Here is a 22,893-nt window from a genome sequence, read left to right on the forward strand (position 1 = left end):
TTCTTTTTACAGGAAACCTTTGTTTTTTTATAATTATTCATTATATATGTGTGAATCTCCTAAGCTATTATTTATCGCAACCACATCCGCCGCAATCCTTAAGTCCGTTATTGGCAACCGCATTAAAGTCACAAGTACTGCACTTATCGAGTTCCTCCTTGGACACCTTGCCATCCCTGTAATCGCGCACGACTTTAAGTTCATACATCGAGTAAGGCTTCTTCATAAACAGCGCCTTGATCTTGTGGCGTATTACCCACCATGCGGGAACCCAGATATATTTGTGCATAGCGGGAGAAACAGATCCTATCATCCAGCAGTCCCTGTCACAACATCTCACAACTTTTCTCACACGCTCAGCCTGCTCGCTGTTCCATAATTCATCCCAAGTCTGATCATTCAGATTACCCATAACTTCTTTATCCTTTGTTCCGTTACACGGCATAACATCGCCGTAGGGATCGATAAAGAATGTATCAAAACTCATATCGCAGGGCAGAAGCCTCTTTTGCCCGTAAATATAGTTTATAAGCCCATGATTAAAGTATGCTCTGAACCACTTCTTGGGACTGTTTGATTTAAGGAGCATATTGACCAGATTTTCAAAATTCTGCGCAACCATCGGTCTGTCCTTGATTATATTCTTGGCTTCAACGAAATAGAAACTGTTATGAAGTGACGCTGTCGCAAACTCCATGTCAAGTTCATCGGAAAGCTTATAAAGCTCGCAAAGATCGGGTGCGTTCCTGTCCTGCACCGTCATACCGAATCCCACGTCCTTCATTCCCATCTCGCGGAGCTTCTTAAGTGTCGTATAGCCTCTGTTAAAGCCATCCGGAAGTCCTCTGATCTCATTATTCGTCTGCTCAAGTCCCTCGATTGAAATGCGGATACCGATATCGGGAAACTCCTTGCACAAGTCAATTATCTTGTCGGTAAAAAAGCCGTTGGTCGATATAACTATTCTGTCACTCTTTTTCCTAAGCTCTCTTACTATATCCTTTATATCTTCACGAATAAAAGGCTCTCCGCCTGTAATATTGGTAAAATACATCTCCGGGAGCTTCTTTATCGTCTCAATTGATATCTCATCCTCAGGCCTCGACGGCGCCTTGAACCTGTTGCACATGTTGCAACGCGCATTGCATCTGTATGTAACTATAACCGTTCCGTTTAATTTCTTTGACATTTTTATTACCTTTGTTTCAGTATGATTTCACCATTTTATCTTACAGTGTATGCTTAACTTTGTCATGCTCAATCTATAGAACAAAATTGCCCTATAAGAATTTAAGATAATCTTCAACCTTCAGATATTTGACTTCACCGCATGACATAGCTTCTCCACGATAAATAACGTACTTCCCACGTATATCTCCATATCTGTGAGCGGTCATAGCACATTTCTCTTCATCAACCAAATGCCGATACTGCTCAGCGACCGCTTCTGTGCTATACTTAACTTCATATATCTCACAGCATAATTCCTTCGGATCATACACAACCATGTCAAACTCACCAACCGGAAATTGCAATTTAAATACCTTTTTATCCGGGCACGCAAGCTTGGTTTCCAAAAGAATTATATCTTCCATCATTCTACCGCGTATCTCAGAAAGAAGTCTATCCAAAATGCGCCGTCTTTCTTTAGCCGACAACTCAAGAAATTCCGGATCAAGAAGCATATTCTCAACGATAGCTTCAGCCTGAGCATACCTCATCCCCGGTTGAGTAATTATTGTAACGATTCCTTTTTTATTTACCTCCGGTAGCGACTCCAAGTCTATCTCCATGACAAGATCAAGCATAGACAGATACTCTTTAATCTGAAGCATATGATCAGCATCCACATCTATACTTTGTTCTTCTTTATTCAGGATATCCAACATCTTCATGATTCCTGCGGTTATACTGTCTATATCCATATGCTCTTTAATATTTATTGGATTTTTCCTATCTCTAAGAAGATTTGCCGCTGTCACTGCAATATCATGAGACTTGAACGTCTTCTCTATTACATCTTTTGTGAAACTATGATTAATATTTTCCACCACGCGATTTATCACATTAGTCAATTCACCACGCTCGTATAGATCAAGCAACAATCTGAAATGCCTACCGTATTGATACGCCTTGAGCGAATGTTGAATGTTTCTGGCTATAGCAGTGTCAATATATTCTTCCGCATGTTTAGAATCCGAAAAAGGTGTCTCTGCATTATAATTTATTCCACCCAAACTCATGGTTCCGCCATAACAAATATATTCATCGATTCCTTGTATTCCCAATACATCTTCAAATTCACGATACGGAATAAAGGTTGTATGTAACAAAATACATCTGTCATAAAGTTGTTCTTCTTTGGTAAACGCAAATCCAAGAGAATCTGTTCCGGACAGAACTATCTTCATACCACTACTTGCATAAATATCAGAAAAAAGAGCCGCTCCCTCCACAAAGTCTTCCATCAAAGTAACTTCGTCAATAAAAACATATTTATATCCCTCTTCCTCCAACAATCTCAAATCTGCATCTACATCAGCAAGTGTATCCCTTGTTGTCACCTGGATAAACGCTGCCTTCATAAACTCCTCATCAGGCAATTCCGAAAGAATTTGTCTGATCATTGTTGTCTTTCCTGTTCTTCTAAGGCCATAAATAATCAGAACTTTATCCCGTCTTGGACCAAACACATAATCTCTAAGCAGACTTATGCATTCTCTTTTTTTATAATCCCCGACAAGTGCAATCTGTGCTTCAAGTTGATTTCCAATCCTTACCGTTGTCTTAAAATTATAATTTTGTCTCCCCGGTTGTTTTTCCTTGGGCACCAACTGCTTAAGTTCCTTAAGCCTTTTCTCTAAAGTGCGCCGCTTATCAATCATATCCTTTAGTGCAGTGACATCCTCAAAACTAACGTAATTATCCACCCTCTTACCGTCACGTGAAACTCTGTGATAAAAATATTCTTTCCCTTTTATTTTTTTCTTCGTAATACTACCACTCGGCAACATTGCAATTTCACGCTCTATATCTGCAATTTGATTATAAATATCTCTATTATTCATAATATTTTGCTCCTTAACAGTTATACCCATTATACCCCTTTATCCATCAAAGTAAAAGGGTATAACGGATATATATTGTTACCCACATACGCATCTTCATTTACAACAATACAACCTGTAGTGTATTTCTTGTTATTGGTTGCTACTTAATTGGCATATACAAAACAAAGAATATTTTTTATGATATAAAAAATTATCTCTTAACTACAGTCCCATGCTTTATGTGGATTATTTCATATCTTTTTATAGGGCACTGGGACGGAAGCGGAGCCTTTGAAATCAACTCAAGCTACATAAGATACAAGCTGATGTCTCTTTTTCTCATCAATTTCAACTGGTTATTGATAATCATATTACTCGTTGCCGTTTTCACCTTTACAGCTCTCAAGAAGAAAAGAAACAATCATGAAATATCCATGTTTCCAATGATACTTTCAATGATTGCTTATGTTATCTTCTCTGTATCGTTTAAGACTGTAAATCACGCAAGATACACAGATGCACTTATTGCACAGATTTACCTTTTAACAGCTTTTGTTCTGATGAATTATATAGAAAAAAAATCGATTCAGACAACACTTTCAATTACTTTGACCGTGCTATTATTCTTCCAGTCCTTTATCACCATAGACCCTGTCATGTTAAAATCATTTCCACGCTTAAATATCGGAAACGCAACCATGATAACAACCAACGAAATCTTATCCGACGGAATGACCTACAACAGACAATACCAGGGATGGGGAAAAGTTGTCGATGCGGCACTGGAAGATATTGTTACAGACAAATCCTCTATAATCTTTTTACCATCAATAAGCAATGTAACATGGCATTTCGATGCAATGGCATATATGATAACTCTTGACGAAAACGGCGAAGCAACATATACCGCGTACTGGGACACATACAGAAAAACGCGAATGGCCGACTACCATACCGGAATAGAATACAACGTACATGTAATCAACAACAATTATTCTTTTTCCCTTAACCCTGCTCAAAAGGGCTATTATCTATACAGCCCTATATGCGGAAAAGAAATTGCCGATAAGATCAAAACCGAATACAACTGCATAGAAGATACATTCAGCTATAAAGGTTGGATAGTAAACAGAGTCACGTTTTGGGAATAAAAAGTCATTGAGCCATCATATCTCGAAATAGTTATCCAATATCTTCTTAACTATTACATCAGACAAGTAATTTGAATTAATATGGTTCTTTTGATATGCCAAGTACGTTCCATTTGATAGTCTTATGAGCTCCTTTGTAAAGAATTGCTCCCAACTGAAATATAATCTTGAATCAATAAAATCATATGGAGCCCTCAGCATATCGGGAACATAACTGTCCTTGATAATACCTGAATTAAGAATAAGCCATTCAAACGATTCCGGCAGAAAAAGCTTATTCCCTTCTCTATTTTTAATAAGATAATTAACACGATCCATTTCCGGACCAAAAGCAGCGCCATCTGCAATAGCTAACACTTTTTTTTCGCCTGATGTTTCTTTAATCGCCTCTGCCATGCCTGATTTTCCACCGGATGAAATACACTCATTTTTTAATCTTTTAGATATATTCAAGAAAAATTCATATCCAGAATTTGAATCTTCAACAATAATTCTATCAATATTCTTCAAATCAATGGATTCATCTCTCAACATATCTCCATAAATACGCCTAAGATGATTATATGTCTGTTTTAATCTTCCATATTTACCTGATTTTTTTATCTCATAAATTGCATCAACACTATAAGGTAAATTATATAAATTGTTTCTTGATACAATCACATAATAGTTATCAGTGTTCTTTATAGCATCCGCAAACGAAATACTGGATATGTATTTCTCGCCTTCATCAATAAAGACTATACTATCCTCTGTTTTATTGATTACATCCAGCCAATCATTGCCGGCACCAACAAGCGCAATACATTTCTTATCACAGCCAAGCTCAATTCCACTACTTCGCCCCTCAACCTGATAGCTTCTGATCATATTAACAAGAGTTGTTTTGCCGGTTCCGCTATCACCACGAATTACACTAATATTATGATCAAGCTCAAATTTATATTTTACAAAATTATTGAAAATGATAATACTATGTTTGCCTTTCATTGATTTCCTCTACAATACATTTCCTCAGCAACATATAACTCATCAAGTGAATGTGCTATTGTTCCGTTATTGACAATATAAGCCTGAAATCCATGATTTGAAAACTTCATAACATGTTGCAAATTTATGATAAAGTCTTTCTCCTTAGAAAACTTTGTAATCCATCTTGCGCAATTATCGCCACAAGTCGATGCATTAAAAATCATATCCGGCTTATTGTAAATAAGCATCAATGTTTTCGCTCCACCTGAAAGCTTTGTAGGCGGTATAATTCCAAATACAGGACTGTTAATGCTGTTTGCATTTATAACCTCTGATTTATCAACACTCTTAATCATCCTCTGTATTTCAGGATTTTCAAACCAAGCATTTTCATATTTATTATTAAAATACATATCCGTATTATAAATACTTTCGTCAATAAAATTCCCAAAAACAATATTCAGATTAGAAAGAGGAATCCTTTTTGCCTTACAATAATTTCTAAGAAAACCCAGCAAATAAGAGAATCGCTCATCATTCTGCTTACCAATGAGCCACACTTTAAATCCCTCAATCCCCAATACATCCGTATAGTCGTCTCTATTCTTTCCACTATAAATACGAATATATTTTTGGGAACTATCAGCGCGCTCCAATCCACGGAAAAAAACAAGCATTTCATCAGATAAATCCTTTACCGATTTACTATCATCTTCACGCATATCTCTTCGCACCGCAGATAACAACTCTGACAAATTCACTTCAAAAGTATTTAATTTTTCATCCGCAATCTTCCCATATTTCATATAAAGCCCCTAAAATACTATATATTTATCTATATTTCCCTTCGTTTACAAAACGTCAATTACACGTATATTATAGATAAAATTCGGAACAAAAACAAAATTTATTGATTTTGTTCCGAATCTCCAGCTATTACATCATTTCATCATTTGCGCAAACTGCCTTGCAATTTCTTTCGGTGCATACTGCATCAGCAGCTCTGAAATATCAACTTCAGAATATGCTCCTTTTTCTAAGGCTTCCTTCCACTCATCTGCACTCAACGGATTCTCAACATAACTGCATATTCCGCCTGTAACCTCATAAAGACTGCTTTCCTTAGTCGTTATTACGGGTGCACCAAAGGCCATAGCCTCAATCGGAGGCATACCAAAGCCTTCAAAGATACTTGGAAAAAGAAATACTTTGCAATTCTTGTAAAGCGCATTTCGCACCGAATCATCCACAAATCCGGTCATATGCACGTCTTCGGTCAAATTATGCTCTTTAAGAAGCTGCTCAAGCTCCTGCTTCTGATGTCCTCCGACTCCCGATACCAGAAGAGGCAAAAATGCTTTAGAACCGGATTCTTTCAACTTGGCTAAAGCAAGAATGATTGTCTTAAGATTCTTATGCGGAAGAAGTGATGATACAGAATAATAAAACTCACCTTTCTCAACACAGTACTTATCCAACACCTCATTTCCGGCTGCATCCTCCGTATCAATACTTATCGCATCATAGATTCGCACTATCCTATCTTCATTTACATGGTATGTCGCAACAATATCATCTTTAACATAGTCCGATATCGCCACAACGCGATGAGCCTTTCTAACCGTATTCTTCCATGCTTTTTTCATAAAGGAAACACGAAATGTCGAAAAATACTCAGGATAATGCATTGCCTGAAGATCATGAATAATCGCATAAAACCTTATCCCCATAAGCGGCGTAAACGGCATCAAATAAATAGGCTCAATACAATCATATATCCCATTTTTTCTAAGAAGCCTGCACAATCCGAAATTCTGCCATAATACACGCTTTTTCTGATTATCTGCTATTGTATTACCAACAAGTAATTTAAAGTATCCACGTGAAATAAAATCTTGAAAAAGCTCAGTGTTATCCTTTGCAGTGATCAAATAGAACTCTGATTCTTCATCATGCAATTGTTCCAGACCTTTCAGCAGGTTGGTAACGCTTGACTCCGTTCCTCCAACCTTGCCGTGCCTTACCCACGTCAAATCTATTGCTATCTTCTTCATAATCTCACCAATGTAACTTTAGATTCTATCCCTGAAATCCTGTATATCTTTCCTTCAACTATTTGAGAAGGATCCTCAAAGACTTCGGAATATTTATTTATGAACTCCTCATCCAATCCGCTAAAATAGATGTAGTCGTAATCTCTAAGTGCATAAATAAGCTCTTCCGTCGTAGCATCCCATGACCAAATATCTTCTTCATCGATTGCCGGTCCAATGCTTCCTCCGCCTATAATCCTTGGGCTACAATAATATCTTTCATGCCATATATAATTTCCGTTATCACCTCTCTTGATTATAAAGATTCTGTCATCTTCTCCGGTATTGTTCATTATAAATGATGCACTGCTTGTATATTCCTGAACATATGCAGCATCTCCTGATATGTTTCCCGGTAATATCTGGTCAAAAGCATTAGCATGGAAAAAGCCCAATCCCACTGACAAAAATATCAATATCCTGTAATATCCCTTGATATATCTTTTCCATATTTCCGAATCATAGTAAACTGCTATGAGAAGAAACAGCGCTGCGATAACAAAAGAATTCATATACCGCTCATAGCTTGCTAATTGCACTGCTTCATGTTCAGAAAAAGATGTGGCATACAGAAAATAAAACAATACTGCATAAAAAATTCCGGATGCCAATGTCCACAATCCAAGAAGCCTCATCAGTCGCCTCTTTAAAATATCATTTGTATAAAAAGAAATGACCAAAAATGTAATCGCCATAAAAATAATGGCAGCACAATACGATCCGTGGAGAAGTATATCTCTATAAAGAAGTGCCTCAAAAAATTTAAACTTTACTTTTTCAAGATATGGAATGGCACCATTGTCGGGATGCAAAAAAACATCTTTAAGCGAAGAAACCTGCATTCCGCTGTAAGTCTGTGTTCCTCCTATTTTACCCGCATAAATTTCAGCAAATTTATTAAACCATCCCCATAATCCAACAGGCAAAACCACAGGAAGAAGCATTAAAATATTCTCTTTTCCTTTAGTCTTTTTATCGGAGAAGAAATACACTCTTATCACAAAAAATACAACCACAAGCGGCAATAACGCCATGGCAATCATTTTTGACAAAACAAGTACCGAAACGCCTATCGCTATCACCATACATTGATATGACAGATTATCATGTTTTCTATATGCTTCGAACATACACCAGTAAAACACTATTGCAACCGCAACATCACAATATATTGAATGATAAAACAAAAAAGCGTTAGCTGTATTAAAAATTAGCGGAATCAAAAGAACAATCGCAACAGGGCTTAATCTGAAAAGTATCTTTTTGCTATATGCATCAAAACTCTCAAACATCGGCATAAGTAAAGAGAACATAAAAATCTGTATTGCCCTGTATGCATCAGGTTCAGCAAACCTAAAATTCAATTTACACCATATTGTTTCAAATAGTGTTATCGCAGGAACATAATCTTTATGTGCAAATTCAAGCGGTGACATACAATACAATCCATCAAGCCTGAGACTTTCCTTCAGAAACATTCCCCAATGTGAGAATTCATCCCAAAACTCAAAACACTTTTGTGAATTCATAAAATAACAAAGAATATAAAAGACACAAAAAGTAAACAATCCCCCATTCCACAGTTCATTCAAATATTCTAAAGCCCTTCCCCGAACTGTAGTATATTGTTTCTTATCCTTTACCACATATAGCACCAATAAACCGAGTGCAGCAAAAATACCTCCATAGATACCTATAGTAAGCCGCTTAAATACTAAGCCACTCAAAAGAACAACCAATACATGTAACATATAAGCGGGCGCCACAGAACTTGAAAACTTTTTACGTGACCATAAACTCCACGCCCCTCCGATCATCACAGAATAGATAAGTGGAACAAAGAATCGAACCAGTATCATTTTTACCTCCGCCATATTATTATTAATATCCTGCACATATACTGATAAATATATCATATATGTGCTATTATTATTTATGATTTTTTGTCTGAGCTCTTATTTTTCCAATAAAACGAAAGGAACTTATTTCCCAACACATATGAATACTATCCTAAAAAAGTTCGATGAAAAAAATATTGAAATAATTCAACTTTTTCTCTCATCTATGTCTTTTGTCATGTTTTTCCTTGCACTCTTTTCTTCATTCAAATATGAACAAAGCGGTGACATGCGGTTTTCCCGCTTCGTATTTTGGGGAATCGGACTAGTATTCTTCTTTGGTGCATATGTTATTCATTCAGAAGAAGTCAAAGATCAGCTCCGCATAATTTTGGGTATTGTATCAATTATTGAGCTGCTACTCATTCCATCATTTGGTATTTTAATAAAAGAATCTGCCGTATTTGCTCTGTTTTCATATGCAGGGACCTTCTTTTTATCCATAATACTTTTCTATATAGATCGTTCTTTTTGGAAAACAGTGTTAATCAGAAAAAAAAACTCTGTGTATCATTGCCGCCGCAATCCTCATCTCATTGGCAAGCATCCGATACATAAGCCACAATACTGTTTATTTTTTGTGGGATTCTCACGACATGTTTGAACTTGTAAGCGCAAACGATATTTATTCACTTTGGGATTTTTCAAGACTTGCCCTTTCAGATCATGTCTCTTATTCATATGCTGCAATGTGTACAGTTTTCAAGCTCCTTATCGGCGATACCATGGTTGGACAGGCTTTATTCGGATTTATTCTGTATGCTATCGGAGTATACGGATTCTATAAATGCGTAGCTTTATTTTGCAGTAGTGCAAGCAAAGATGATATCGCATTACAGATAGTATTAACTGCCTTATTTGCATGTTCGCCTTATATGCTCGGTATGATAACCTACAGCTACCCTGATTATGCCATGTGGTGCGTGATGCCCATATTGGTCTATGTATTATATACAAAAAAATATCTGTTAGCTGTATTTATTGGATATTTCTTTATCTTCTGCAAAGAAACTGCATTGATCTCATATGTGCTGTTTATTTTCGGCTTCTACATTGTTGACCTTATCAAAAGCAAAAAACTCTTTTATGAAGTCCATAAATATATTATCATGGCCATTCCCTGCTTTATGTGGCTGATCGCATATTATCTCGTGGGACACTGGGAAGGAAACGGGGCTTTTGAAATCGACCTTAATTACATTAAAGCCAAACTGCTGTCACTTTTGGCAATCAACTTTAATTGGCTATTGATTGCACTTGCTTTAATAGTATTTATCATCGGTGTTTTAAAGAAAACCCAAATAAATAAAAGCATATCATTGATTCCTATGTTATTCTCAATGATCGCATTCCTTATCTTCTCGGTATTATTTAAGACAATCAATCATCCCAGATATATAGATGCACTGGTCGCTCAGATATATTTAGTGATGGCATACATATTGATAAATTACATTGACAAAAAAGCTATAAAAATCTTCATATCATCCGCATTAATACTACTTCTTTTCATACAATCATTTGCAACTATAGATCCGCTCATGCTAAAACTCTTTCCGAACATCAACATCGGAAATAAAACACTTATTACTACCAGTGAAATTTTATCTGATGGAATGGCCTACAACAGGCAGTATCAGGGGTGGGGAAAAGTTGTAGATATGGCACTTGAAGACGTCATGAATGACGATTCAGCCAAATTATATTTACCTGCAGTTGCAAATGCAACCTGGCATTTCGATGCAATGGGCTGGTACGAAAATCTAAATAATAGAACCGAAATCAAATATACCGATTATTGGAACTCCAAACGCAAAACCCGCATGGCTGATTGTGATAACGGACAAGAATATTCCGTACATGTAATCAGCGAGGATCACATATTTGATTTGGGTCCGGACCGAACCGGTTATTACTTGTACAGCCCATTATATGGCAACGAAATTGCTGAATCAATTAAGAACAACTATACCTTTGAAGAAACTGCATTCAATTATAAAGGATGGTTAGTGTATCGAATAAAATTCAAGTAATTTCCGAATAGATGGAGCATCATGTAGCAATGAACACGATTGAAACAATACAGAATGATGAACAAACTGTAAGAAACAAGGTAAGCGCGCAATAATTAACAAGAGATTATCTCTCCTCGGGATAATCTCCCTCTCTACTCTTTCATATATTTATTGAATTGAAAACGTTGATAATCCCCCAACATATCTTTCAACTGTTTCGTAAACAAAAATATCTGGATTGCACGAAACAAAATCTTCATAAGAATAAGAACCTCTATTTCTAAGATAGCTATCAGCAAACTGACTTCCTATGTAGCCAGCCATATGTGTAGAAAATGAATCTCTACAAACATAAATACTTCGAGGATCTGCATTGGTTGCGTGATACCTTACCATTCCTGAAAAATCCCACTCGATATTTTCAACATCATGCAAATCATATCCATCTACACTATACTCAACATCTGCAAAGCGCAATTGTTTACTGAGATTAAGCATGCTTGCTAAGTCTCCAGAAGTCTCGCTATTTGTAGTAATTGTTATCACATCATCATATATCTTTGGCATGTTTATCCCAAGCTCCTTCATCAAGGCTGAAGCCCCTACATAACCACCGATATAATTCCAATGCGTATCTGTTTTGTACCAGATATTTTGATCTACATTTGATTTAGCATCCATTAATTCAGCATAAGGATATACAACTCTTAAATCCGTATTTCCCTTTAAGTAATTATACACCTGTAATGCCGCATAATTTTCTGCTGGCTGACCATACCTTTCTGGCATGTATTCAGAATAAACACGCTCCTTGTTTGGGGCAATAAAAATTACAAATTCTTTACCTTGTGATAATAAAAAATCTCTTTGCGTAATACAGTTCTGTGCTATCGCCTGTAGTTCCTCATCTGTATATAAGTTTGTGCCCTGATAGCAGCTAATTGGGTTACCGTCGTCTGGTCTAGAATAGAATAGCCAATTATCTTCTCCTGCTATTACATAATCACTTGATGATTTACCAAAACAAAAATAATCTATTCCTGAATTAAGAGAAATTAAATTGTTCCTGAACTGCAAATTATCATTAAAATATGATGCATAATCCTCAGAAAAAGTGTCATAACTATCAAGCGTTAATCTTGGCCGTGTAGCCATTTGCCTATTCTCGTAATTTGCCGAATCCAAGAACTTCTCTGCAAAAAACCATATACCTTTTGACAAGCATATTATTATGATAAATGCAATTAAAATAATAGCTTGCCCTATCTTCTTCTCTTTCATTATTTTCTCCTAGAACTGAAAATATATAAACGGATTGTATGTATCGCTAGCAACAGATGCTAAACATAAAAGCAAGAGAATAACACAATAAGCTGCCTCAATAACAGAATTATTCCAATAGTCTTTGATTTGCTTAGGTGTTATGCTCTTAATCAGCCCCATACCAAGCACTGCACATCCAAAGACAAATACTGTCTTGATATCCATATAATTCCACGTTTCTATATTTAAGTCTTGATGTCTCCATGGCAACATCATTCTAGCCACGAATCTTACCCCTGTAAGAGTATCTTCCGCCCTGAACAGAACCCATCCCATGTTAACAATGAAAAAAGTATATACAGTAGAAATCACTTTAGTTTTATCTAGAGCCTTTTTTAAACCGGCACGTTCTATTATTGAAAAGAATCCGTGGAATAATCCCCAAATAACAAATGATAAATCAGCACCGTGCCACAAACCTGTCAAAAAGAATACTAATATCAGATTTATATATGTACGTACAGATCCCTTTCTGTTTCCACCAAGAGGAATATATACATATTCTCTAAACCATGATCCGAGCGAAATATGCCATCTTCTCCAAAACTCTGATATAGAGCGTGATAAATATGGATACTGAAAGTTTTCTAAAATATGAAATCCAAACATTTTCCCTAGGCCTATCGCCATATCAGAATAGCCTGAGAAATCATAATAAATTTGAAATGTATATGCCAATGCCCCTATCCATGCTGCTTTACAATCAATCACCGTAATATCGTAGGCATAAATTGTATCAACACATAGTCCTAGCGTATTTGCTATTAAAACCTTCTTTCCCAGTCCATATATAAAACGTTTGAAGCCATCAGAAACATCCATCCATGTAGCAGAGCGATTCTCAATCTGTTTGTTGATATCTCTGTATTTAACAATAGGCCCTGCTATCAACTGGGGAAAAAAGGAAATGTACAACGCAACATTAACCAGATTATATGAAGCTTCCGTATCCCCTCTATATACATCGACGATGTATGAAATCGCCTGAAACGTAAAGAACGATATTCCTATCGGTAATGCTATTTCAAGAACAGGAATGACTTCTCTCTTCAGAAGATAATTAACTGTTTCAGCAAAGAATCCAGCATATTTATAATATCCTAATATTCCCAAATCACAGATTATGCCTAATACAAGAAATAAGCTCCTCGTCCTTCCAGTGGTCTTAGATAATGCCAATCCGACTAACCAATTCACAAAAACCGATATAATCATTAGTATAACCAAATATGGCTCTCCCCATGCATAAAAAATCAAACTTGCTAATAGGAGAAAATAATTGGAAAACTCCTTCTTTATCAATGTATTGCCGACAAATACTAATGGCAAAAACATCAACAAAAACACTGCTGAACTAAATACCATTTACACTACCTCACTCACTGTTTTAACTTAAACTCCCGTCATTTTATACCAAGGTTTGATCATGTCGGGACATTTACCCCCATGAACTCATAGAGTTCACATTGCTTTGCTGTTATCTCAGATAGATGATGTGCCTTTCCGGGCTGCTGATAATACTCAATGGTATCCAGTTCATCAAGTAATGACTGGATTGTGTACCTGCTAAACAGACCGTAGTTCTTCTCAGCCTTTCGGATAGCTTCCTCTTTGAAGCTGTAGGTTTTACCTCTTACAGGTGTCTCGTGTATCGTAAAGTACTTCTGATAGAGCTTTTCATCAGCTGGATCAAGAGTACCGTTTACCAGATTGTTTTCAACCTAAGCTCCCGTGAATTTATACCAAGGATTCGGTATAAATTCACGGGAGCTTAAGTTGTAATCCAGAAAAAACTCAGTATTGTCCTTCGCCGTTATCAAATAAAACTCTATTTCCTCATCATGAAGTTGTTCAAAACCTTTAAGCAAATTGGTAATACTTGACTCTGTCCCTATATCGTTTCATTCCGCAACTGAAGAAACCTTCGAAGGTAAGCTCTTTGCGCAGTTCCTCTCATCACATCAGCACCTGACATCCAAAAGTTCCATAACACCGTTAAGCACAAGTTCCACGGAATTAGCAGGTACGAAAATACAATCACCTTTATAGACATTTATGTATTCTTTTTTGCCATCATTCGTGCAATAGCTGATATCTCCACATCCGTCATAACACAAAAGAACTCTGAAGGAAAGTTCATCGGAGCTGTAAGTAACATTCTGTCTTCTCTCAGTGTTTATAAGCATTCTATACACTTCAAAATACTTGCATCTACTGAGAAGCTCATTCGCAACTCCGGGCCTGTACTTAAGCACTCTCATTTCCTGTCTTGGTTCGCTCGAACTCTTTAAATCCGAAACATCAAGTGCCTTATCCACATGAAGTTCTCGCTTATTGCCATTCTTATCCACGCGGTCGTAATCGTACAGCCTGTATGTTAGATTACTATTTTCCTGTATTTCAGCAATAAGCGCGCCTGCACCTATAGCATGTATCGTTCCTGCTTTGATAAAGAAAACATCATTCTTTTTAATCGGAACATTACAGAGATACTTCTCAAGTTCTCCCTTTTCTATAGCTTCCCTGATAGCAACTTTACTACAATCATGTTTAAGTCCGTAAACCAGCTTGGAGCCTGCCATAGCATCAAGAACATACCACATCTCTGTCTTTCCGAGCTGCCCGTTCTCAAACTCTCTTGCATAGTCATCACTCGGATGCACCTGAACAGACAAATTAGATTTCGCATCAATGAACTTTATGAGTATGGGAAGCTCACCAAGCTCCTCGCAATGCTTTCCCAGATATTCGGAATGCTCTTTTAAAACGTCGATAAGGAGTCTTCCATCAAACTCACCGTCCGCAACAACACTCGGTCCGTCGGGATGCGTACTGCATTCCCATGTTTCCGCCAAGGGATCCATATCTATATTTTTACCAAAATCATCGTTAAGTCTCTGACCGCCCCAAAGATAATCCTTCGCGGCAGGCTTTAACATAAAAGGAAAATTCTTCATAGTCTTATTATTCAAGGACAAATTTCTGTTTATCCTCTACGGTAATATCCTTTCCCAGCTGTACCTCGATAAGCTTAAGTTCTGTATCCGCAAAAACAGTATGTCTGCATCCGGCACTCATGGTGACAACATCTCCGGTCTTGATATTCTGCTCCATACCATCAACCACACATCTGCCCTCACCCGACAGAACAACCCATACTTCATCTCTGTTTTTGTGGCTGTGATAATTCATGCAATGTCCGGGATTAAGCACAACCTTTATTGTCATTGCCTCAGATTCAACGTCCATTACCTGATATTTTCCCCATGACTTCTCAGCAAACATGATCTGCTGATCAAATTCGTCTACATAAGGCTTGATGTAGCTGGACTGCTCTTTGTCAGAAACAAGGATTCCTTCGGGAGAAGCTGACACCACAACATCCTTAAGTCCCATGCACAGTACCGGAACATCAAGGTCATTTAACACATGCACATTCTCACACTTTTCATTGAGAACGCCTTTTCCTATAACATTCTCATTCATAGCTTCTGTAAGCGTATTCCAAGTACCAAGATCCTTCCAGATTCCTGAATACTTCATAACGCCGATGCTGCTTTCTTTTTCAACGACAGCGTAGTCGAAGCTTATCTTATTACTGTCCTCATATCTATCAAAAAAGTCCTGGTAATCCTTAAAGTCAATAAGCTCATGCGCCTTGTTAAGCACGTATCCAAGCTTAAATGCAAAAACACCGCCGTTCCAAAGAGCACCTTTTTCAATATAGCTCTTTGCTGTAGCAACATCGGGTTTTTCCTTAAACTCAAGAACCTCGCTGACATCAGCGGCTTCCTTAGGAATAATATATCCATACTTTTCACTTGGATAAGTAGGCTCTATTCCCATGAGATTAAGGTTATATTCCCCCTTTTCTGCCATATCTGAAAGATCAGAAAGAGCCTTGAAGTAATTGTCATCTACGTAAGGATCGACAGGGCACACAACAACAGGTTCATCGCCGCCAACCCCCTTAACATCATGAAGGAAACTGCACGCAAGTGCGATTGCAGGAAATGTATCTCTTCTGCAAGGCTCGATTGAAAGATTTACAACCTCTCCAAGCTGATTATTGATAGCAGAAGCCTGGCTCTTTGATGTCGCTATAGTAACATTGGCATCACTATCAACCTTTCTGATTCCTCTATACATACGCTGAAGCATGGATTCATATTCACCATCATCAGTCTTGAATATTCTAATAAACTGCTTACTTCTTACATCATTTGACAAAGGCCAAAGACGTTTTCCGGACCCACCGGATAATAAAACTATGTTCATAATTAAAACCCCTTTTTCTTCTTACCAATAATTGAAAACGCGAAGAATATCCTTCGCGTTTTTCAATATATTAAAAGACACTTTATTACTTATCAATTCCTTTTTCAAGGAACTCTGCGAGATTAAATTCAACATGCTCGTTAGCTCTTTCGACAGCAACCTTAGCCATGTCGTGCTCGACCATAATCTTAACGAGCTCTTCGAAAGATGTTGTCTGAGGATTCCAGTGGAGTTTCTCTTTTGCCTTGGAGGGATCTCCCCAAAGATTAACAACGTCTGTAGGTCTGTAGAAGTCAGGTGATACTTCGATGAGTACCTTGCCTGTTGCCTTGTCATAACCCTTCTCATCAGCGCCTTCACCCTTGAATTCAAGCTCAATTCCGGCATAGTGGAAAGCAAGCTGTGCAAACTCACGAACTGAATGCTGTACACCTGTTGCGATAACGAAATCTTCAGGCTTATCGTTCTGAAGGATGAGCCACATACATTCTACATAATCTTTTGCATAACCCCAGTCACGAAGACTTGAGAGATTACCGAGATAGAGCTTGTCCTGTTTGCCCTGGGCGATTCTTGATGCGGCAAGAGTAATCTTACGAGTAACGAATGTCTCTCCGCGTCGCTCTGACTCGTGGTTGAAAAGAATACCCGAACAGCAGAACATATTGTAGGCTTCTCTGTACTCTTTGACGATCCAGTATCCATATAGCTTGGCAACAGCATAAGGGCTGTAAGGATGGAAAGGAGTTTTCTCATTCTGAGGAACTTCTTCAACCTTTCCGTATAGCTCGGATGTGGATGCCTGATATATTCTACAAGTATCTGCAAGCCCACACTGGCGAACAGCTTCCAATATTCTAAGAACACCTGTAGCGTCTACATCTGCAGTAAACTCCGGTGAATCAAACGAAACCTGTACATGCGACTGTGCAGCAAGATTATATATCTCATCCGGACGAACCTTACTTACAACTCCTAAAATACTCATAGAATCGCCTAAATCACCATAATGAAGATGAAAATTAGGTTTGCCCTCAAGATGTGCAATTCGTTCCCTATAATCTACAGAAGATCTTCTAATTATTCCATGAACATCATATCCCTTCTCTAAAAGAAACTCTGCAAGATATGATCCATCTTGTCCTGTTATACCTGTAATTAAAGCTTTTTTCGTCATATTTTTTCCTTTCAAAAATAAAATTCTACCCCATCAAATTTATATTTTCAAAAACCAAAAGGCCTTTGCAAATAACAAAAAGTATGCTACCAATACTGTAAAGATGTAAAAAACATTCTTTTTTCTATTATTATTGATTATTTTATTAAACATAAATCTATAAATTGCCAATCCTATTGCACAAGCAAATGTTATTGCAAATGAGAATATTATCCTTTTTAATCCTGCATATCTGTCCCAGAAAAAAGTAGCCATAAGATAGGAAGAAAAGAAAGTACCAACCCATAATTCCATACTATATTTGGCTAATGTACTTATAACCAAATTATCATTTATGATATCGACTATCTTTCCTTCACTCAATGAACAGGACAGAATAACAATAGAACCTGCAATAACATTAAAACCAGCTAACCATGTATGGTTCCCTCCTCTTACTAAGACAATTCCATGTAAATAATTGATTGCAACAAAAGTTGAAATAATTAGCACACAGGAAACGATTAGCATAAATACGGAATTAATATTATAAAGCTTATACAATTCTCTTTTTAAATATAATCTTGCCAGCATTATTCCAATACAGAACTCAATAATTCTTATAAACATACTTCCATACGTATTAACCGGCCAAAACGCTGCCAATGCAAGAAACGCCACTAACAATCCCGACACAAAAATTGCGCATTTCTTTGATATAGACTTAATAATATATATCAAAAACGGGCTAAGTATATAGCAAAAAAATAAAAGAGAAAAAAACCAAGCCCCCCAATTTATCAAATGCCCAAAAAACTCAAATCCGAACGTAAGCGATAACTGAAATGGCATAACATAAAAATCTTGAAAAACAGTAGAGTTGGCTCTTTGTATAACATAAAATAACAAAAACACAAGAATATAAGTTGGATAAATTCCCCAAAATCTCTTATACCAGTATTTTTTTATAACTTCAAAATCACTAAAAAAATCCACATTCCAATGCGAATAGCCGATAGAAAAACCGGACAGTATAAAAAAACCTGTCATATAAAAAGTACTTTGACTTACAACGTTATTTATCTTGCCATATGTGCATCCAAAATTCCAATAAGTATGATACATCAAAACGCCAAAAGCAAAAATAACTCTAATTATATTAAAGGAATTTATCCTCTTCATCTAGTCTTCTCCGCTATTGAATAGTTTTCTAACATCTCGCGCAACACATCTTCCAGTGATTTGCATTCATATCTTCCCTTAACAAATTCATTTAGTTTGGTCTTATCTCCAACCAATCTCCAAATTTCATTTGTCCTGATAAACTCAGTAGTTGAATTGATATTTGGATGAAATCCTGTCAAACTGATCAATTTATCTATAACATCTGAACAAGAGTACTCTTCTCCAGAACATATATTCATTATTCCTTTAGGAAATGAATCTGAAGTAGCTATATCATAAATAACCTTAGCGCAATAATCTACATGAACATAATCTCGAACAGCTTCCAAATTTCCAACATTAATCTCTTTATTTTCTTCAGCAAACATTTTCACAAGCTTAGGCACAAAAAACCTCGGTGTCTGCCCCGCTCCCACAACTGTAAAAGGTCGCACAATACATGTATCTAAATAATCACTTTTATGCTTAGTCAAAACCTCTGTAATCATCTTACTGAATGAATAATGATTCACAGGATCCGGTGCAAGAGATTCATTAAGAAACTTTTCTTCCTGATTTCCATATACTCCGGCAGTACTTGTAACAACAAACCTAGTGTGTTCATCCAAAGTTTCTGACATAACATCAAGCATATATTCTGTTCCAAGAACATTAACCTGATACAACTGTGAAAAATCAAAATTCACAGGTGCAGCAATTCCAGCTAAATGGATCACTGCATCCGGTCTATAATCAGAAACAATTTTTCTTATACTATCTTTATCTAATATATCTGCAGAAATGCATTTATATGGAAACGGAACATTTTGATCGTTTTTTCCAACGACAAGAAAATCATCTCCATTTTTATTACATTCCTCACAAATTCTACGGCCTATAAATCCATTTCCACCGGTTATAAGTATTTTTCTCTTAGACATTTATACCCCCTTTATAATAATTCTTCTATATTTTTAGCAACTTCTTCAGCACAATCCTGCCACGAGACATCTTTCCACTTTGACTTTATTGCCTTCTCTTTTGCTTCCAATACGTCAGAATGATTATAATAATACTTAATCTTTTCTGCCCAACGTACTTCATCCCATCTCTCAACATAATCAGACAAATCGCCTGCAATTTCTCTAAGCGCAGGAGTATCGCAACATAAGCAAAACTTACCATAATGTAAGCTCTCAGGTAAAGTCAAACTCCAGCCTTCATATAGACTGGCCAAAACTGTAAATTTACAACTTCTATAGAGAATATCAAGTTCAAAATCTGAAGGTTCAATAATTATCATTTTCTTATGAACTCTCGTATCTTGCTTAAACATCTCCAAAAATTCTCTTGTATTCCATCCGGGATGGCCACAAACAACCAACTGTGGAAATTCCTCATCTTCACAATTCTCTACCAAACGAACATATGCCCTATAGAGCGTTTCATAATTCTTCCTCTGTTCAATGGTTCCAACCGCTAAAATATAATCCCCTTTTACTCCCAATTTTCTCAATATTTTTCCTTCTTCTTCAGGAGTATACTCTGTTTCAACCTTTCTTGAAATATTACTACCAAATTTTATATATGTAGATTTCACTTCAGGTAATTTATTCTTTTCCTGATATTCTTTGCCGTCATTCTGAGCTGTATTTCCACCATACAAAATTAAAGCTGCATTCTTATATACATATTTCAAATATGCCTCATAACTAACTACCGTTTCCAGCTTATGTGTTTGAGGAACAATAATCGTAGTAAAGTCATAAACTATACAGCATAGCTTCATATCATTCTTCTCGATATTCTTGCAAATACATGCCCTATATGCATCAACTCCAATAGGGGCACACTGAAAAAGAATACTCTTTTTTTCAAAATCACTTACATCCACCGCATATTCTTTTTGTGGCTGCTTGTCTTCAACTTGAGGCTTCTTAGCTTCAATCAATAACTGTTTATTATGTTTATCCCACTTTTTTCTCCAAAGAAAATTTACAACTCTTCTAGGAATAACAGATGTAATAATTAACCATTTTGCAGAAACTCCAGGTTTAACAACTTGTTCACCGAAAACCTGACAAATTCTATCTCTGCATTTTACATAATCTTCATCCAAGGATTCGCCGTTTATAATATACTCAAAACATGACTTACTGATTTCAATCAATTTTCCATTTTTATACACTATAAATACTATATTACCTAACTTAGATCCAAGATATTTTATCATCATCAATTCTGTACGAAGAATTCCAGAAATCTTACAATCTTCATAAGTAGCAATAGCACAAGTAAGTGTAACATCAAAATATATTATCTTTCTATTATGCACCTCCTTTTTTTCTTCTGTTTCTAATGCATTCAACACCATCTTAGCAGAATCATTCCATGTTACCCTATCATAACAATCTTTAATATGATTTTGCTTTTTATTTATCTCTTCGATGTGTTTTACATAATATTCTATCTTTTCTGCCCACGCATATGGATCAAATGTATCAACATAATCACAAAAATCTCCTCCACACTCTCTTAATGGTTCATTATCCGCTGCCAAAACAAATTTACCATAATTAAGTGACTCTGGAAGTGTTAAGCTCCACCCTTCATATGCGCTTGCCAATAATGAAAACATGCAGTTTTCATACAACCATTTCAAAATTGTATCATCAGGAGAAACTATTCTGATATTCTTATTAGTGTTAGGATTTCTGGTTATAGATTCATACAAATCTCCTCCTTCCATCTTCCCGCCTACTATAACCAGCGAAGGACAATCTGCCCCCATTCTTTTTGATAATATATCCATAGCACGATATAAAGTAGAATAATTTTTTCTTCCTCCAAATGAACCGACACTTAAAATATAATTATCGCTAATATCATGCTGCTTCAAAAAAGCTCTGCCATCTTCATCCTTGGTATCTAAACCTATAATATCCGATCCAAATTTAACAGGAATCCTATCAATAATTGAAATACCATGTTTTTCACAATATCGTACTATATCTTTAGATGCAGTCTCTCCACCTGTTATAAGCATATCACAGTTGTGTAATGCCCACTCAAAATATACCCTAAAATCATCTCTCGAACATTTATCATAAAAATAACAAACATCCTCTTTAACCAAAATAAGATCATAAATCAAATAGACAATCTTTATCTCTTTTTCAACTTTGACTTTCTCTAAAAATTCTTCCTTTCCTGACCCAAACCATCCACAAGAAAAAATAATATCGCCATCGTTAAATGGATATTTTAAAACGCCAATATTTTCTTTAGCTTTTTGGGTTTCCTTAAAGATTCTCTTTACAAAATTCAGATATTTTTTTGCAAATCCTCTCCACACAATAGCGTATAGCAATGCTGGAAGAAAAGCCAAAAGCACAAACAAGGTTTTTATAAAAAATGTAATCGCTTTGGGAAATTTATTTAAATACATGAAAACAGCCAATAAAAAACGCTCTACTCTTATTGAAGACGTCCCCATCGCCATTTTCCACTGACTAGTTTCAGAAATTGAGGTTACTACTCTTGAAACATCTTTTTTCTTACTATTTCGTCCAAATCTATTAATATATCCACTAGTCACTGACTCATTTTCCATCAGCCATGATAATTCTTCATCACTAACTTCTTTATATTGACCATCTTGATATTTGCAAAACTTTATATTAGGGTTTTCTTTGCGCATATTTTTGGCAATTTCAAGCTCTGCCCTAATTATTCCAACAACTCCACCTTTCCAAGTAACTAAACTGTTAGTTAAATCCATCCAAATTTTCAT

Annotated in this window: 17 protein-coding genes; 3 read left to right on the forward strand and 14 right to left on the reverse strand. The window is 36.3% G+C overall.

Features of this window, described 5'->3' with window-relative positions; genetic code table 11:
* Positions 1-67 precede the first annotated feature (67 nt).
* Both CD00_RS17945 and CD00_RS0109885 read right to left on the reverse strand, forming a co-directional pair.
* The gene (locus CD00_RS17945; RefSeq protein ID WP_034462065.1) at positions 68-1,189 is read right to left on the reverse strand and encodes a radical SAM protein; all 1,122 of its coding nucleotides are present in this window, start codon (positions 1,187-1,189) and stop codon (positions 68-70) included.
* A 91-nt stretch (positions 1,190-1,280) separates the two neighbouring features.
* Positions 1,281-3,068 (reverse strand): AAA family ATPase, encoded by a 1,788-nt coding sequence (locus CD00_RS0109885; RefSeq protein WP_026655830.1) that lies wholly within the window; start codon positions 3,066-3,068, stop codon positions 1,281-1,283.
* Positions 3,069-3,289: 221 nt separating this feature from the next.
* On the opposite strand from CD00_RS0109885, the gene CD00_RS0109890 reads away from it, so the two are divergent.
* Positions 3,290-4,201, forward strand: coding sequence for a hypothetical protein (locus CD00_RS0109890; RefSeq protein ID WP_026655831.1), 912 nt, complete (start codon positions 3,290-3,292; stop codon positions 4,199-4,201).
* Between the two features lie 15 nt (positions 4,202-4,216).
* Here the strand turns inward: CD00_RS0109890 and CD00_RS0109895 are convergent, their stop codons facing one another.
* The 4 genes from CD00_RS0109895 to CD00_RS0109910 all read right to left on the reverse strand — a co-directional run bounded on the left by CD00_RS0109895 (position 4,217) and on the right by CD00_RS0109910 (position 8,702).
* Positions 4,217-5,191: a hypothetical protein gene (locus CD00_RS0109895; protein ID WP_026655832.1), complete on the reverse strand. Its 975-nt coding sequence runs from the start codon at positions 5,189-5,191 to the stop codon at positions 4,217-4,219.
* Positions 5,188-5,979 carry a DUF4869 domain-containing protein gene (locus CD00_RS20675; RefSeq protein ID WP_242838955.1) on the reverse strand — a complete coding sequence of 264 codons (792 nt, stop codon included), beginning with the start codon at positions 5,977-5,979 and terminating at the stop codon, positions 5,188-5,190. The genes CD00_RS0109895 and CD00_RS20675 overlap by 4 nt, the downstream gene beginning before the upstream one ends.
* Positions 5,980-6,114: 135 nt before the next feature.
* A complete protein-coding gene (locus CD00_RS0109905; RefSeq protein ID WP_026655834.1) occupies positions 6,115-7,227 on the reverse strand; it encodes a glycosyltransferase family 4 protein in 1,113 nt (370 codons plus the stop codon).
* Entirely contained in the window at positions 7,224-8,702 is a 1,479-nt protein-coding gene (locus CD00_RS0109910) for a hypothetical protein (protein ID WP_207640480.1), read from the reverse strand. The genes CD00_RS0109905 and CD00_RS0109910 overlap by 4 nt, the downstream gene beginning before the upstream one ends.
* Positions 8,703-9,330: 628 nt before the next feature.
* On the opposite strand from CD00_RS0109910, the gene CD00_RS20405 reads away from it, so the two are divergent.
* The gene (locus CD00_RS20405) at positions 9,331-9,768 is read left to right on the forward strand and encodes a hypothetical protein (RefSeq protein ID WP_207640481.1); all 438 of its coding nucleotides are present in this window, start codon (positions 9,331-9,333) and stop codon (positions 9,766-9,768) included.
* Positions 9,761-11,197: a hypothetical protein gene (locus tag CD00_RS0109920; protein ID WP_026655838.1), complete on the forward strand. Its 1,437-nt coding sequence runs from the start codon at positions 9,761-9,763 to the stop codon at positions 11,195-11,197. Before CD00_RS20405 ends, CD00_RS0109920 begins: the two co-directional genes overlap by 8 nt.
* Before the next feature lie 150 nt (positions 11,198-11,347).
* Here the strand turns inward: CD00_RS0109920 and CD00_RS0109925 are convergent, their stop codons facing one another.
* The 8 genes from CD00_RS0109925 to CD00_RS0109960 all read right to left on the reverse strand — a co-directional run bounded on the left by CD00_RS0109925 (position 11,348) and on the right by CD00_RS0109960 (position 22,893).
* Positions 11,348-12,460, reverse strand: a complete 1,113-nt coding sequence (locus CD00_RS0109925; protein WP_026655839.1) for an alginate O-acetyltransferase AlgX-related protein — start codon at positions 12,458-12,460, stop codon at positions 11,348-11,350.
* Between the two features lie 9 nt (positions 12,461-12,469).
* Entirely contained in the window at positions 12,470-13,867 is a 1,398-nt protein-coding gene (locus CD00_RS0109930) for an MBOAT family O-acyltransferase (protein WP_026655840.1), read from the reverse strand.
* 596 nt (positions 13,868-14,463) lie between these two features.
* Positions 14,464-15,459 (reverse strand): type I phosphomannose isomerase catalytic subunit, encoded by a 996-nt coding sequence (locus CD00_RS0109935; RefSeq protein WP_026655842.1) that lies wholly within the window; start codon positions 15,457-15,459, stop codon positions 14,464-14,466.
* A gap of 7 nt (positions 15,460-15,466) precedes the next feature.
* Complete coding sequence (locus tag CD00_RS0109940) at positions 15,467-16,780, reverse strand: sugar phosphate nucleotidyltransferase (RefSeq protein ID WP_026655843.1); 1,314 nt, start codon at positions 16,778-16,780, stop codon at positions 15,467-15,469.
* An 85-nt stretch (positions 16,781-16,865) separates the two neighbouring features.
* Positions 16,866-17,957: a GDP-mannose 4,6-dehydratase gene (gmd, locus tag CD00_RS17950; RefSeq protein ID WP_051594146.1), complete on the reverse strand. Its 1,092-nt coding sequence runs from the start codon at positions 17,955-17,957 to the stop codon at positions 16,866-16,868.
* A 39-nt stretch (positions 17,958-17,996) separates the two neighbouring features.
* Positions 17,997-19,118 (reverse strand): acyltransferase family protein, encoded by a 1,122-nt coding sequence (locus tag CD00_RS0109950; protein WP_026655844.1) that lies wholly within the window; start codon positions 19,116-19,118, stop codon positions 17,997-17,999.
* Positions 19,115-20,041 (reverse strand): NAD-dependent epimerase/dehydratase family protein, encoded by a 927-nt coding sequence (locus CD00_RS0109955; protein ID WP_026655845.1) that lies wholly within the window; start codon positions 20,039-20,041, stop codon positions 19,115-19,117. Before CD00_RS0109955 ends, CD00_RS0109950 begins: the two co-directional genes overlap by 4 nt.
* Before the next feature lie 11 nt (positions 20,042-20,052).
* Complete coding sequence (locus CD00_RS0109960; protein WP_026655846.1) at positions 20,053-22,893, reverse strand: glycosyltransferase; 2,841 nt, start codon at positions 22,891-22,893, stop codon at positions 20,053-20,055.

Source organism: Butyrivibrio sp. AE3003 (assembly GCF_000686065.1).
Lineage (GTDB): Bacteria > Bacillota > Clostridia > Lachnospirales > Lachnospiraceae > Butyrivibrio > Butyrivibrio hungatei_A.